We start from the raw sequence: 14,429 nt of genomic DNA on the forward strand, positions 1-14,429 counted from the left end.
GACTCCGCCGATGCCGCCCTTTCCGGTCGGCGTGCCCACCCCCGAAGATCAGGCCGCGGGTTCTCCGTGACCGTGCGAAGGATTTCCGTCCCGTGAATAACATCGGCATGCTCCTCCCCTTCATCGTGCTCATCGGGGCGATGTTCCTGATGACCCGCTCTGCCAAGAAGAAGCAGGCACAGGCCGCGGAGATGCGCAACCAGATGCAGCCCGGCACCGGCGTACGCACGATCGGGGGAATGTACGCCACCGTCAAGGAGATCCAGGACGAGACCGTCCTGCTGGAGGTCGCGCCCGGCGTCCACGCCGTCTACGCGAAGAACGCCATCGGTGCGGTCCTCGACGACGCCGAGTACAACCGGATCGTCCACGGTGACACCGAGGACGACAGCGCCACCGGCTCCGACGCCGTCGTCCCGGACGACGCCTCCTCGCTGACCGAGACCGCCGACGTCGCCGACGAGGCCCCCAAGGCCGACCTGACGAAGAAGTCGGACGCGGCCGAGACCGAGGTCGAGAAGGACGGCAAGGCGGACGGCGAGACCGAGGCGAAGTAACGCGCCCCCGGCCCCGCGGCCCACGCCCACCGGCGTGGCCGCGGCCGGGAACGGTCCGACGTCTGCGGGGGATGGGTCCCCACACACACTTGGTGGCCTCCGCGCGCCCACCCGGCGCCCGGACGGTTTGGACAGGGAGAAACGACAGGTGGCAGCACCGAAGAAGGGCCGAAGGCCGGCGGGGGGACAGAGCCGGCCGGGCCGCGCCCTGGCACTCATTCTGATCGCCATGGTCGCGCTCACCGGCGGCATGTTCTGGTCGGGGCACACCACCCCGCGCCTCGGCATCGACCTCGCCGGCGGCACGTCGATCACGCTCAAGGCCAAGGCGGAGCCCGGCCAGGAGTCCGCGGTCAACGAGACCAACATGAACACGGCGGTCGGCATCATCGAGCGCCGTGTCAACGGTCTCGGCGTCTCCGAGGCCGAGGTCCAGACGCAGGGCCGCGAGAACATCATCGTCAACATCCCCAAGGGGACGAACGAGAAGCAGGCCCGCGAGCAGGTCGGCACCACCGCCCAGCTCTACTTCCGGCCCGTGCTCACCGTCGCGGCCGCCTCGCCCGAGACCGCGCCCACCGCGAACCCCTCGGGCACGGCCACGCCGAAGCCCTCCGCGTCCGCCTCCGTCGGCGAGAAGAAGTCGGCCACGCCGACCGCCACCGCCACCGCCTCCACCCAGGGCCGCGCGCTCTCCGAGGCCCTCAAGGCCCCGAACGCCACCGGCACGCCCACCCCCACCGGCAGCGCCTCCGCCAAGCCCACGCCGAAGGCGAGCGGCACCCCGCAGGCGACCCCGACCGCGGACGCCGCCACGGCCGCCCTCCAGCAGAAGTTCACCACCCTGAACTGCCTGGACCCCAAGCAGCGCACCGCCGCCGCCGCGGGCACCAAGCCGGCCGACACCATCGTCGCCTGCGGCAAGAACTCGATCGGGCAGTGGGAGAAGTACCTCCTCGGCCCCGCCGAGGTCGAGGGCCGTGACGTCGACGACGCCAAGGCCGCCATCGACCAGCAGTCCGGCCAGTGGATCGTCGACATGACGTTCACGGACGCCGGCTCGAAGAAGTTCCAGTCGATCACCAGCAAGCTCTCGCAGCAGACCGAGCCGCAGAACCAGTTCGCGATCGTCCTCGACGGCGAGGTCGTCTCGGCCCCCCGCGTCCAGACCACGCTGAGCGCCAACGCGCAGATCTCCGGCAGCTTCAACCAGCAGTCCGCCCAGGACCTCGGCAACATCCTGGCCTACGGCGCCCTGCCGCTCTCCTTCGACACCCAGAGCGTCGACACCGTCACCGCCGCCCTCGGCGGCGACCAGCTGGAGGCCGGCCTCATCGCCGGCGCCATCGGCCTCGCGCTGGTCATCCTCTACCTGGTGGTCTACTACCGGGGCCTGTCGTTCATCGCCATCCTCAGCCTCGGCGTCTCCGCCCTGCTCACCTACGTGATCATGGCCCTGCTCGGCCCGGGCATCGGCTTCGCGCTGAACCTGCCGGCCGTCTGCGGCGCCATCGTCGCCATCGGCATCACCGCCGACTCGTTCATCGTGTACTTCGAGCGCATCCGCGACGAGATCCGCGAGGGCCGCACCCTGCGCCCGGCCGTCGAGCGCGCCTGGCCGCGCGCCCGCCGCACCATCCTGGTCTCCGACTTCGTGTCCTTCCTCGCCGCCGCGGTGCTCTTCATCGTCACCGTCGGCAAGGTCCAGGGCTTCGCGTTCACGCTCGGCCTCACCACCCTCCTCGACGTCGTCGTGGTGTTCCTCTTCACCAAGCCGCTGATGACGCTGCTCGCCCGCACCAAGTTCTTCGGCGACGGACACCCGTGGTCCGGCCTGGACCCGAAGCGCCTGGGCGCCCAGCCGCCGCTGCGCCGCTCCCGCCGTACCACCCCCGCAGCCGGCGCCGCCGGCACCGTCGAACCGAAGGAGGCGTGAGATGTCGAAGCTCGGCGATCTCGGCGCCCGGCTCCACCGCGGTGAGGTCGGTTACGACTTCATCGGGAACCGCAAGATCTGGTACGGCCTCTCCGTCCTGATCACCATCACGGCCATCGTCGCCCTGGCCGTCCGCGGCCTCAACATGGGCATCGAGTTCCAGGGCGGCGCCGTCTTCACCACCCCGAAGTCGGACGTCTCCGTCAGCCAGGCGCAGGAGTACGCGGAGGAGGCGTCCGGCCACGACGCGATCGTCCAGCAGCTCGGCAACGGCTCCCTGCGCATCCAGGTCGGCGGCCTCGACACCGAGCAGTCCGACCAGGTCCGCACCGAGCTGGCCAAGGACCTGAACGTCCCCGAGGAGAAGATCGCCGCCGAGCTCGTCGGCCCCAGCTGGGGCGAGCAGATCGCCAACAAGGCATGGACCGGCCTCGGCGTGTTCATGATCCTCGTGGTGATCTATCTGGCCATCGCCTTCGAGTGGAGAATGGCCGTCGCGGCACTGATCGCGCTGATCCACGACCTCACGATCACGGTCGGCATCTACTCACTGGTCGGCTTCGAGGTCACGGTCGGCACGGTGATCGGTCTGCTGACCATTCTCGGTTACTCGCTGTACGACACCGTCGTCGTCTTCGACTCCCTCAAGGAGCAGACGAAGGACATCACGAAGCAGACCCGCTTCACCTACAGCGAGATGGCCAACCGCTCGATCAACGGCACCCTGGTCCGCTCCATCAACACCACCGTCGTGGCCCTGCTGCCCGTCGCCGGCCTGCTCTTCATCGGCGGCGGCGTCCTCGGCGCCGGCATGCTGAACGACATCTCGCTGTCGCTCTTCGTGGGTCTGGCCGCCGGTGCCTACTCCTCGATCTTCATCGCCACCCCGCTCGTCGCCGACCTCAAGGAGCGCGAGCCGGCGATCAAGGCGCTGAAGAAGCGCGTCCAGGCCAAGCGCGCCTCCGCCGCCGCCCGCGGCGAGGACGGCCCGGACGACGGCGGCGACGAGGCCGAGGCCGCCGTCGTCGGCCAGCGCGCCGCGGCCCGCCGCGGCCGCGCCCAGGAGCGCCGAGGATGACCGCCGAGGCCCAGGACGTGACCGACCTGCTGCTCAGCCGGATCCGCGACGTCCCCGACTACCCGAAGCCGGGCGTGCTGTTCAAGGACATCACGCCGCTGCTCGCGGACCCGGAGGCGTTCACGGCCCTCACCGACGCCCTCGCCGCCCTCTGCCACGCGCGGGGCGCGACGAAGATCGTCGGCCTGGAGGCCCGCGGCTTCATCCTCGCCGCACCGGTCGCCGTCCGCGCGGGCCTGGGCTTCATCCCGGTCCGCAAGGCCGGCAAGCTGCCCGGGGCCACGCTCCGGCAGGCGTACGAGCTGGAGTACGGCACCGCCGAGATCGAGGTGCACGCCGAGGACCTCGCCGCGGGCGACCGCGTCATGGTCATCGACGACGTCCTCGCCACCGGCGGCACCGCCGAGGCGTCCCTCGAACTGATCCGCCGCGCGGGCGCCGAGGTCGCGGGCGTCGCGGTCCTCATGGAGCTCGGCTTCCTCCCGGGCCGCGCCCGGCTGGAGCCGGCCCTCCAGGGCGCCCCGCTCACCGCGCTCATCACCGTCTGAGGCACCTCCGGAAGAGTCCACCGACCTCCGGCCAGAGGCGCCCCGGGAATTCCCGGGGCGCCTCTCGCGTTTGCCCCGGTACGTCCCCGCCGGTGGGCCGGTGCCCGCCGCGAGAGCGGCCCCCCTGGCCCCCGTCCGTCCCCCGGGCCCGTGAGCAGCGGGCTCCGTGGCTCGATACGATGGCCTTTCCGGGCCTGACCGGGGGACCCGGAACCTCCCCCAGACTCCGTCCGGGGAGACCTCCAGAGGAGCGCTCTTTGCCAGACGAGGCCCAGTCACTCTCCGCCGCGCAGCCCGACCCCGAGGCCGACAAGGCCGCGCAGGGGACCGGCACGCCCCAGAACAAGCCCGCGGAGACCAGGCCGAAGCCTGCTGCGCCCGCTCCCGCACCGGCCCCCGCCCGCTCCGGCGGCTCCTCCAACCGGGTGCGCGCCCGCCTCGCCCGGCTCGGTGTGCAGCGCTCGTCGCCGTACAACCCGGTCCTCGAACCCCTGCTGCGGATCGTCCGCTCCAACGACCCCAAGATCGAAACGGCCACTTTGCGCCAGATCGAGCGGGCCTACCAGGTCGCGGAGCGCTGGCACCGCGGCCAGAAGCGCAAGAGCGGCGACCCGTACATCACCCACCCCCTCGCGGTCACCACCATCCTCGCCGAGCTCGGCATGGACCCGGCGACCCTGATGGCCGGCCTCCTGCACGACACGGTCGAGGACACCGAGTACGGCCTGGAGGACCTGCGCCGCGACTTCGGCGACCAGGTCACGCTCCTCGTCGACGGCGTCACCAAGCTCGACAAGGTCAGGTTCGGCGAGGCCGCGCAGGCCGAGACCGTCCGCAAGATGGTCGTCGCCATGGCCAAGGACCCCCGGGTCCTCGTCATCAAGCTCGCCGACCGCCTGCACAACATGCGCACCATGCGCTACCTCAAGCGGGAGAAGCAGGAGAAGAAGGCCCGCGAGACCCTGGAGATCTACGCCCCGCTGGCCCACCGGCTGGGCATGAACACCATCAAGTGGGAGCTGGAGGACCTCGCCTTCGCGATCCTCTACCCCAAGATGTACGACGAGATCGTCCGGCTCGTCGCGGAGCGCGCCCCCAAGCGGGACGAGTACCTCGCCATAGTGACCGACGAGGTCCAGACCGACCTCCGCGCCGCCCGCATCAAGGCGACCGTCACCGGCCGCCCCAAGCACTACTACAGCGTCTACCAGAAGATGATCGTCCGCGGCCGTGACTTCGCGGAGATCTACGACCTGGTCGGCATCCGCGTCCTCGTGGACACCGTCCGCGACTGCTACGCGGCCCTCGGCACCGTCCACGCGCGATGGAACCCGGTCCCCGGCCGGTTCAAGGACTACATCGCGATGCCGAAGTTCAACATGTACCAGTCGCTGCACACGACGGTCATCGGCCCCAACGGCAAGCCGGTCGAGCTCCAGATCCGGACCTTCGACATGCACCGCCGCGCCGAGTACGGCATCGCCGCGCACTGGAAGTACAAGCAGGAGGCCGTCGCCGGCGCCTCCAAGGTGCGCACCGACGTGCCGAAGAACGCGGGCAAGGACGACCACCTCAACGACATGGCGTGGCTGCGCCAGCTGCTCGACTGGCAGAAGGAGACCGAGGACCCGGGCGAGTTCCTGGAGTCCCTGCGCTTCGACCTCTCGCGCAACGAGGTCTTCGTCTTCACGCCCAAGGGCGACGTCATCGCGCTGCCCGCCGGCGCCACCCCGGTCGACTTCTCCTACGCCGTCCACACCGAGGTCGGCCACCGCACCATAGGAGCGCGGGTGAACGGGCGGCTCGTGCCGCTCGAATCCACCCTCGACAACGGCGACCTGGTCGAGGTCTTCACCTCCAAGGCCGCCGGCGCCGGGCCCTCCCGCGACTGGCTGGGCTTCGTCAAGTCCCCGCGCGCCCGCAACAAGATCCGCGCCTGGTTCTCCAAGGAGCGCCGGGACGAGGCCATCGAGCAGGGCAAGGACGCCATCGCGCGGGCCATGCGCAAGCAGAACCTGCCGATCCAGCGGATCCTCACCGGCGACTCCCTCGTCACCCTCGCCCACGAGATGCGGTACAACGACATCTCCTCGCTGTACGCGGCGATCGGCGAGGGCCATGTCACCGCCCAGTCGATCGTGCAGAAGCTGGTGCAGGCGCTCGGCGGCGAGGAGGCCGCCACCGAGGACATCGAGGAGGCCGCGCCGCCGACCCGCGGCCGCTCCAAGCGGCGCTCCAACGCCGACCCGGGCGTGGTCGTCAAGGGCGTCGAGGACGTGTGGGTCAAGCTGGCCCGCTGCTGCACCCCGGTGCCCGGCGACCCGATCATCGGCTTCGTCACCCGCGGCAGCGGCGTCTCCGTCCACCGCAGCGACTGCGTCAACGTGGACTCGCTCTCCCGCGAGCCGGAGCGGATCCTGGAGGTCGAGTGGGCCCCGACGCAGTCCTCGGTCTTCCTGGTCGCCATCCAGGTCGAGGCGCTGGACCGCTCCCGGCTCCTCTCGGACGTCACCCGGGTCCTCTCGGACCAGCACGTCAACATCCTCTCGGCGGCCGTCCAGACCTCCCGCGACCGGGTGGCCACCTCCCGGTTCACCTTCGAGATGGGCGACCCCAAGCACCTGGGGCACGTCCTCAAGGCGGTCCGGGGCGTCGAGGGCGTGTACGACGTCTACCGTGTGACCAGCGCCCGCAGGCCGTAGCGGCAGCCCCGTAGCCGTACGGGTACGCGGAAGGGCCCCCGGCACGCGCCGGGGGCCCTTCCCGTGTCCGTACGACGGCGAGGTCAGCCGCCGAACTCCTCCAGGCCCTTCAGCGCCTGGTCGAGCAGGGCCTGGCGGCCCTCCAGCTCCTTGGCGAGCTTGTCGGCCTTGGCGTCGTTGCCCGCCGTGCGGGCCGCGTCGACCTGCTTGCGCAGCTTCTCGACGGCGTCCTGGAGCTGGCCGGTCAGACCCGCGGCACGCGCGCGTGCCTCCGGGTTGGTCCGGCGCCACTCGGCCTCCTCGGCCTCCTGGATCGCCCGCTCCACCGTGTGCATCCGGCCCTCGACCTTCGGGCGGGCGTCGCGCGGCACGTGGCCGATGGCCTCCCAGCGCTCGTTGAGGCTCCGGAAGGCGGCACGGGCGGCCTTCAGGTCCGTCACCGGGAGCAGCTTCTCGGCCTCGCCGGCGAGCTCCTCCTTCAGCGTGAGGTTCTCGGTCTGCTCCGCGTCCCGCTCGGCGAAGACCTCGGACCGGGCCGCGAAGAAGACGTCCTGGGCGCCGCGGAAGCGGTTCCACAGGTCGTCCTCGTGCTCGCGCTGCGCCCGGCCGGCGGCCTTCCAGTCGGCCATCAGCTCGCGGTAGCGGGCCGCGGTCGTACCCCAGTCGCTGGAGTTCCGCAGCGCCTCGGCCTCGGCGACCAGGCGCTCCTTGACCTTGCGGGCGTCCTCGCGCTGCGCGTCCAGCTGGGCGAAGTGGGCCTTGCGGCGCTTGGAGAAGGCCGAGCGGGCGTGCGAGAAGCGGTGCCACAGCTCGTCGTCGGACTTGCGGTCGAGCCGGGGCAGGCCCTTCCAGGTGTCCACGAGCGCCCGCAGCCGCTCGCCGGCGGACCGCCACTGCTCGCTCTGCGCCAGCTCCTCCGCCTCGGTGACCAGGGCCTCCTTGGCGGAACGCGCCTCGTCGGCCTGCTTGGCCTTCTGCGCCTTGCGCTCCTCGCGGCGCGAGTCGACCGACTCCACCAGCTTGTCCAGACGGGCGGTGAGCGCGGCCAGGTCGCCGACGACGTGGTGCTCGTCGACCTGGTGCCGGATGTGCTCGATCGCCGTCTGGGCGTCCTTCGACGAGAGGTCGGTGGTCTTCACCCGCTTCTCGAGGAGGCCGATCTCGACAACCAGGCCCTCGTACTTGCGCTCGAAGTAGGCCAGCGCCTCCTCTGGAGTGCCCGCCTGCCAGGATCCGACGACCTTCTCACCCTCGGCCGTCCGCACGTACACGGTGCCCGTCTCGTCGACGCGGCCCCACGGGTCGCTGCTCACAGCGCCTCCTCACCATGATGCCCTCGCGGGGTGGTGGCCCCCGGGCATCGTCCACAGTTCCTGGGCGGGCCTCGCCCGCCTTCCGCCGCGCGGCCGACGGATCGGACCGCGCTGCACAACGCCAATCTAGGCGAACGGCGGCCCGGCTGTCCGCACTCAGCGCGACCGAAATTCCACGGTCACGTGCGTGCGGACCTCCGGGCCGCCGTCCCGCGGAGCGCCCCGTCTCACTTCTCGGTGACGGTCGCCTTCTCCACGGTGACCGGCTTCTTCGGGGCGCCGTCGCCCTGGCCGCCGTCGGCCCCGGCGGCGCCGACCTTCTGCACCGCCGCGAGACCGGCCGCGTCCATCGTGCCGAAGGGGGTGTACTGCGGCGGCAGCGGCGAGTCCTTGTAGACGAGGAAGAACTGCGAGCCGCCGGTGCCGGGCTGCCCGGTGTTGGCCATGGCGACCGTGCCCGCCTTGTACGTGACCTTGCCGTCGGCGCCGGGCTTGCCCAGGGAGTCGAGGTTCTCGTCCGGGATGGTGTACCCGGGGCCGCCCATGCCGGTGCCCTCCGGGTCGCCGCACTGGAGCACGAAGATCCCGGCGGTCGTGAGCCGGTGGCACTTCGTACCGTCGAAGTACTTCTTGTCGGCGAGGTGCTTGAAGGAGTTCACCGTGCGCGGGGTCTTCGCCGCGTCCATGGTGACGGTGATGTCGCCCTCGTTGGTCGTGAGGGCGAGGTCGTACGTGCCCTCGGCGGCGATGCTCATCTTCGGCTCGCCGCCCGTGTCCGTGTTCTTGGCGTCGTCGCCGAGCAGCTGCACGGAGGCGTACACCGCTCCGCCCGCGGCGAGCACCACCGCGAGGGAGCCCGCGATCACGGTGTTGCGGCGTTTGGCCTTGCGCTGCGTCTCCGCCCGCCGCTGCTGCTGCCGCGCGTACTTGTCCCTGGCGAGCTGCCGCCGCCGCTGATCGCTGGTGACCACCGGGTCCGCTCCTTGTCGCTCGTGTGTTCCTGTCCTGGCCGGATGTGCCCGTACCGTATACGGGTTGGCTGTGGAATACGCAGCGCCGGTAGGCTCTGATCTGCTGCATTCCGCAAGGCCGCAGTCATCTGCCGGACGACACAGAAGGACGATCGTGCTGATTGCCGGGTTCCCCGCCGGGGCCTGGGGCACCAACTGTTACGTGGTCGCCCCCGCCGCAGGCGAGGAGTGCGTCATCATCGACCCGGGCCACCAGGCCGCCCAGGGAGTCGAGGAGACGCTGAGGAAGCATCGGCTCAAGCCCGTCGCGGTGGTCCTCACCCATGGCCACATCGACCATGTCGCGTCCGTCGTCCCCGTCTGCGGCGCCCATGACGTACCCGCGTGGATCCACCCCGCCGACCGGTACATGATGAGCGACCCGGAGAAGGCCCTCGGCCGCTCCATCGGGATGCCGCTCATGGGCGAGCTGACCGTGGGGGAGCCGGGCGAGGTGCGCGAGCTCACCGACGGGGCCGCGCTGGACCTCGCCGGCATGCGGTTCTCGGTCGCGCACGCGCCCGGTCATACCAAGGGGTCGGTGACCTTCCGGACGCCGGAGACCTCGGAGATCCCCTCCGTCTTCTTCTCCGGCGACCTGCTCTTCGCCGGCTCCATCGGACGCACCGACCTGCCCGGCGGTGACATGGACGAGATGCTCGGATCGCTGGCCCGCGTGGTCCTGCCGCTCGACAACTCGACCGTCGTCCTGTCCGGCCACGGTCCCCAGACGACCATCGGCCAGGAGCGCGCCACCAACCCGTATCTGCGGCAGGTGGCCTCCGGCCTCGGGAGCGAACAGGCTCCCCGACGAGGAATGTGACGAGACTTTCGTGAGCACCTTTCAGGCCCCCAAGGGCACGTACGACCTGATCCCGCCCCGCTCCGCCGTCTTCCTGGCGGTCCGGGACGCCATCTCCGCCCAGGCGAGGAACGCCGGCTACGGCTACGTCGAGACCCCCGGCTTCGAGGACGTGAACCTCTTCGCCCGCGGCGTCGGCGAGTCCACCGACATCGTCACCAAGGAGATGTACACCCTCACCACGAAGGGCGGCGACCAGCTCGCCCTGCGCCCCGAGGGCACCGCCTCCGTGCTGCGCGCGGCCCTCCAGGCCAACCTGCACAAGCAGGGCAACCTGCCGGTCAAGCTCTGGTACTCCGGCTCGTACTACCGCTACGAGCGGGCCCAGGCGGGCCGCTACCGCCACTTCTCGCAGGTCGGCGCCGAGGCGATCGGCGCCGAGGACCCGGCGCTCGACGCCGAGCTGATCATCCTGGCCGACCAGGCGTACCGCGCCCTCGGCCTGCGCCAGTACCGCATCCTGCTGAACTCGCTCGGCGACAAGGAGTGCCGCCCCGTCTACCGCGAGGCCCTCCAGACCTTCCTGCGCGGCCTCGACCTCGACGAGGAGACCCTGCGCCGGGCCGAGATCAACCCGCTGCGGGTCCTCGACGACAAGCGGGCCGACGTGCAGAAGCAGCTCGTCGACGCGCCGCTGCTCCGCGACTACCTGTGCGACGCGTGCAAGGCGTACCACGAGCAGGTCCGCGAGCTGATCACCGCCGCCGGCGTGGTCTTCGAGGACGACCTCAAGCTGGTCCGCGGCCTCGACTACTACACCCGGACCACCTTCGAGTTCGTCCACGACGGCCTCGGCTCCCAGTCCGCGGTGGGCGGCGGCGGCCGCTACGACGGCCTCTCCGAGATGATCGGCGGCCCCGCGCTGCCGTCCGTCGGCTGGGCCCTCGGCGTCGACCGCACGGTCCTCGCCCTGGAGGCCGAGGGCGTGACCCTCGACCTGCCCGCCACCACCAGCGTCTTCGCGGTCGCCCTCGGCGAGGAGGCGCGCCGCGTCCTCTTCGGCAAGGTCACCGAGCTGCGCCGGGCCGGCATCGCCGCCGACTTCTCCTTCGGCGGCAAGGGCCTCAAAGGCGCCATGAAGGACGCCAACCGCAGCGGCGCCCGCCTCACGCTCGTCGCGGGCGAGCGCGACCTCGCCGAGGGCGTCGTCCAGCTCAAGGACATGGAGTCCGGCGAGCAGCGCGCCGTCGCCCTGGACGAGGTCCTGGACGCCGTCCGCGCCCAGCTCGCCTGACGTCCCGAAGCGGGGCAGGGGCCCGGTCCGCGCACGCGGTCCGGGCCCTTCCTTATGCCCCGCGAACGGCCGATGGCGTACGCCTTGTTGCAGAATGACCAGGGCCACCGGGCCCGCGAGTGACGGAAGAGGACAGGCAGGCATGACGAAAGCCGATACCGAGACGACGGGGACCATCGGCGCGAGCAAGGGCCTCGCCTGGCTCCTGGTGATCACCGGCGCGGCCGGACTCCTCGCCGCCTGGATCATCACCCTCGACAAGTTCAAGCTCCTGGAGGACCCGAACTTCGTCCCCGGGTGCAGCCTCAACCCCATCGTGTCCTGCGGGAACATCATGAAGAGCGAGCAGGCATCGGTCTTCGGCTTCCCCAACCCCATGCTCGGCCTCGTCACCTACGGCATGGTGATCGCCATCGGCGTCGCCCTCCTCGCCGGCGCCCGCTACCGCCGCTGGTTCTGGCTCGGCCTCAACGCCGGCACCCTCTTCGGCGTCGTCTTCTGCACCTGGCTCATGCAGCAGTCCCTGTACGAGATCAACTCGCTCTGCCTGTGGTGCTGCCTCGCCTGGACCGCCACCATCGTCATGTTCTGGTACGTGACCTCGCACAACGTCCGCAAGGGCGTCATCCCCGCCCCGGCCGGACTGCGGACCTTCTTCACCGAGTTCACCTGGGTCCTGCCCGTCCTGCACCTCGGGATCATCGGCATGCTGATCCTGACCCGCTGGTGGGACTTCTGGACGAGCTGACCGCTCCCGCCCGCTTGTCGGTGGCGTGACCTAGGCTTCATGGACGTGGAGCCCGACCTCTTTACCGCAGCCGCCGAAGAACGCCAGGAGAAGGACCCGTCCAGCAGCCCGCTGGCGGTCCGGATGCGCCCCCGCACCCTCGACGAGGTGGTGGGCCAGCGGCACCTGCTCAAGCCCGGATCGCCGCTGCGGCGGCTCGTCGGGGAGGGAAGCGGCCCCGCGGGCGCCTCCTCGGTGATCCTCTGGGGCCCGCCCGGCATCGGCAAGACCACCCTGGCGTACGTGGTCTCCAAGGCCACCGACAAGCGCTTCGTCGAGCTCTCCGCGATCACCGCCGGCGTCAAGGAGGTCCGGGCCGTCATCGACGGCGCCCGCCGCGCCTCCGGCGGCTACGGCAAGGAGACCGTCCTCTTCCTCGACGAGATCCACCGCTTCTCCAAGGCCCAGCAGGACTCCCTGCTGCCCGCCGTCGAGAACCGCTGGGTCACCCTCATCGCCGCCACCACCGAGAACCCGTACTTCTCGGTGATCTCCCCGCTCCTCTCCCGCTCGCTGCTCCTCACCCTGGAGTCCCTCACCGACGAGGACCTGAGCGGCCTCATGGACCGGGCCGTGAGCGAGGAGCGCGGCCTCGGCGGCGCCGTGGAGCTCGCCGACGACGCCCGCGCCCATCTGCTGCGGATCGCCGGCGGCGACGCCCGCCGCGCCCTGACCGCGCTGGAGGCCGCCGCAGGCGGCGCCCTCGCCAAGAGCGAGCGGGAGATCACCCTCCAGACCGTGGAGGAGGCCGTCGACCGCGCCGCGGTGAAGTACGACCGGGACGGCGACCAGCACTACGACGTCGCCAGCGCCCTCATCAAGTCCATCCGCGGCTCCGACGTCGACGCGGCCCTGCACTACCTGGCCCGCATGATCGAGGCGGGGGAGGACCCCCGCTTCATCGCCCGCCGCCTGATGATCTCCGCCAGCGAGGACATCGGCCTCGCCGACCCCCAGGCCCTGCCGCTCGCCGTCGCCGCCGCCCAGGCCGTCGCCATGATCGGCTTCCCAGAGGCCGCCCTCACCCTCAGCCACGCCACCATCGCCCTCGCCCTGGCCCCCAAGTCCAACGCGGCGACCAACGCGATCTTCGCCGCCCGCGAGGACGTGCGGAACGGCCTCGCGGGCCCCGTCCCGGCCCACCTCCGCGACGGGCACTACAAGGGCGCCGCCAAACTCGGCCACGCCCAGGGGTACGTCTACCCCCACGACGTACCCGGCGCGATCGCCGCCCAGCAGTACGCCCCCGACGCCCTCCACGGCAAGCGGTACTACGAACCCACCCGCTACGGCGCCGAGGCCCGCTACGCGGACGTGGTGGAGAAGGTCCGCGAGCGCCTGCGGAACGACGGCGGCTGACAGGACGGCGGCTGACGGGCGGAGCGGCCCGCCGCCTCCTGCCCTCGGACCACGGCCCCCGGGACGCGGCGCTCCGGGGAGCCGGTACACTGGTCGGGATCGCTGCGTCCCGTGTCCGGCCCCAGGCCGGCGCCACCAGAGCGGGACAGTCAGCAGGAGACCCGGCCCCCGGGCAGGGTTTCCAGGAGCGTCGCGCACCTCGAAGGTGTCGCGTGCCACCCACCACCCCCCGGATTCCCGGGAACGGCGGTGGGTCGTTCGCGTGCTGCACGTACGTGCCCAGACCGGGAAGCGGCTGCCCGACAGGTCCCTCACGGGGCCCGGCGGGTTTTCCCGGCTGCGGATTGCGACCTCCCTAACCACTGGTGAAGCCGTATTCGTTCAGATAGAGAGGTTGGTTCATGGCGAACCAGGCCCGCCCCAAGGTCAAGAAGTCGCGTGCCCTCGGCATCGCGCTGACGCCGAAGGCCGTCAAGTACTTCGAGGCCCGTCCCTACCCGCCGGGCGAGCACGGCCGCGGCCGCAAGCAGAACTCGGACTACAAGGTCCGTCTGCTCGAGAAGCAGCGTCTGCGTGCCCAGTACGACATCAGCGAGCGCCAGATGGCGCGCGCCTACGACCGCGCCAAGAAGGCCGAGGGCAAGACGGGCGAGGCGCTGGTCGTCGAGCTCGAGCGCCGCCTCGACGCCCTGGTCCTGCGTTCGGGCATCGCCCGCACCATCTACCAGGCCCGTCAGATGGTCGTCCACGGCCACATCCAGGTCAACGGCGGCAAGGTCGACAAGCCGTCCTTCCGCGTCCGTCCCGACGACGTCGTGATGGTCCGCGAGAAGTCCCGCGCGAAGACCCTCTTCCAGGTCTCCCGCGAGGGTGGCTTCGCCCCCGACGGCGAGATCCCGCGCTACCTCCAGGTGAACCTGAAGGCCCTGGCCTTCCGCCTGGACCGTGAGCCGAACCGCAAGGAGATCCCGGTCATCTGCGACGAGCAGCTGGTCGTCGAGTACTACGCCCGCTGATCCAGCGGTCGGAGGACTCACCCCCGC

Annotated in this window: 12 protein-coding genes; 10 read left to right on the forward strand and 2 right to left on the reverse strand. The window is 71.0% G+C overall.

Annotation, left to right across the window (positions count from 1 at the left end; translation table 11 throughout):
- The first annotated feature begins 107 nt into the window (after positions 1-107).
- The 5 genes from yajC to ACFXMG_RS21630 all read left to right on the forward strand — a co-directional run bounded on the left by yajC (position 108) and on the right by ACFXMG_RS21630 (position 6,821).
- Positions 108-557 carry a preprotein translocase subunit YajC gene (yajC, locus tag ACFXMG_RS21610; RefSeq protein ID WP_383824667.1) on the forward strand — a complete coding sequence of 150 codons (450 nt, stop codon included), beginning with the start codon at positions 108-110 and terminating at the stop codon, positions 555-557.
- 148 nt (positions 558-705) lie between these two features.
- Entirely contained in the window at positions 706-2,493 is a 1,788-nt protein-coding gene (secD, locus tag ACFXMG_RS21615) for a protein translocase subunit SecD (RefSeq protein WP_383824587.1), read from the forward strand.
- A 1-nt stretch (position 2,494) separates the two neighbouring features.
- Positions 2,495-3,571: a protein translocase subunit SecF gene (gene secF / locus ACFXMG_RS21620; RefSeq protein ID WP_383824585.1), complete on the forward strand. Its 1,077-nt coding sequence runs from the start codon at positions 2,495-2,497 to the stop codon at positions 3,569-3,571.
- Positions 3,568-4,119 carry an adenine phosphoribosyltransferase gene (locus ACFXMG_RS21625; protein WP_383824583.1) on the forward strand — a complete coding sequence of 184 codons (552 nt, stop codon included), beginning with the start codon at positions 3,568-3,570 and terminating at the stop codon, positions 4,117-4,119. Before secF ends, ACFXMG_RS21625 begins: the two co-directional genes overlap by 4 nt.
- 257 nt (positions 4,120-4,376) lie before the next feature.
- Complete coding sequence (locus tag ACFXMG_RS21630) at positions 4,377-6,821, forward strand: RelA/SpoT family protein (RefSeq protein WP_383824581.1); 2,445 nt, start codon at positions 4,377-4,379, stop codon at positions 6,819-6,821.
- An 83-nt stretch (positions 6,822-6,904) separates the two neighbouring features.
- Here ACFXMG_RS21630 and ACFXMG_RS21635 read toward each other — a convergent pair whose 3' ends face one another.
- Both ACFXMG_RS21635 and ACFXMG_RS21640 read right to left on the reverse strand, forming a co-directional pair.
- Positions 6,905-8,134 (reverse strand): DUF349 domain-containing protein, encoded by a 1,230-nt coding sequence (locus tag ACFXMG_RS21635; RefSeq protein ID WP_383824579.1) that lies wholly within the window; start codon positions 8,132-8,134, stop codon positions 6,905-6,907.
- A gap of 227 nt (positions 8,135-8,361) precedes the next feature.
- Complete coding sequence (locus tag ACFXMG_RS21640; protein ID WP_383824578.1) at positions 8,362-9,105, reverse strand: peptidylprolyl isomerase; 744 nt, start codon at positions 9,103-9,105, stop codon at positions 8,362-8,364.
- A 154-nt stretch (positions 9,106-9,259) separates the two neighbouring features.
- On the opposite strand from ACFXMG_RS21640, the gene ACFXMG_RS21645 reads away from it, so the two are divergent.
- The 5 genes from ACFXMG_RS21645 (at position 9,260) to rpsD (ending at position 14,402) form a co-directional block, all read left to right on the forward strand.
- A complete protein-coding gene (locus ACFXMG_RS21645) occupies positions 9,260-9,967 on the forward strand; it encodes an MBL fold metallo-hydrolase (RefSeq protein ID WP_383824575.1) in 708 nt (235 codons plus the stop codon).
- Between the two features lie 10 nt (positions 9,968-9,977).
- Positions 9,978-11,240: a histidine--tRNA ligase gene (gene hisS / locus ACFXMG_RS21650; RefSeq protein ID WP_383824573.1), complete on the forward strand. Its 1,263-nt coding sequence runs from the start codon at positions 9,978-9,980 to the stop codon at positions 11,238-11,240.
- A gap of 142 nt (positions 11,241-11,382) precedes the next feature.
- Positions 11,383-11,988: a vitamin K epoxide reductase family protein gene (locus ACFXMG_RS21655; RefSeq protein WP_383824571.1), complete on the forward strand. Its 606-nt coding sequence runs from the start codon at positions 11,383-11,385 to the stop codon at positions 11,986-11,988.
- Between the two features lie 45 nt (positions 11,989-12,033).
- Positions 12,034-13,386 carry a replication-associated recombination protein A gene (locus ACFXMG_RS21660; protein ID WP_383824664.1) on the forward strand — a complete coding sequence of 451 codons (1,353 nt, stop codon included), beginning with the start codon at positions 12,034-12,036 and terminating at the stop codon, positions 13,384-13,386.
- 401 nt (positions 13,387-13,787) lie between these two features.
- Positions 13,788-14,402, forward strand: a complete 615-nt coding sequence (rpsD, locus tag ACFXMG_RS21665; protein WP_383824569.1) for a 30S ribosomal protein S4 — start codon at positions 13,788-13,790, stop codon at positions 14,400-14,402.
- Positions 14,403-14,429 lie beyond the last annotated feature (27 nt).

It is taken from the genome of Streptomyces sp. NPDC059201, from assembly GCF_042754585.1.
Taxonomy (GTDB): domain Bacteria; phylum Actinomycetota; class Actinomycetes; order Streptomycetales; family Streptomycetaceae; genus Streptomyces.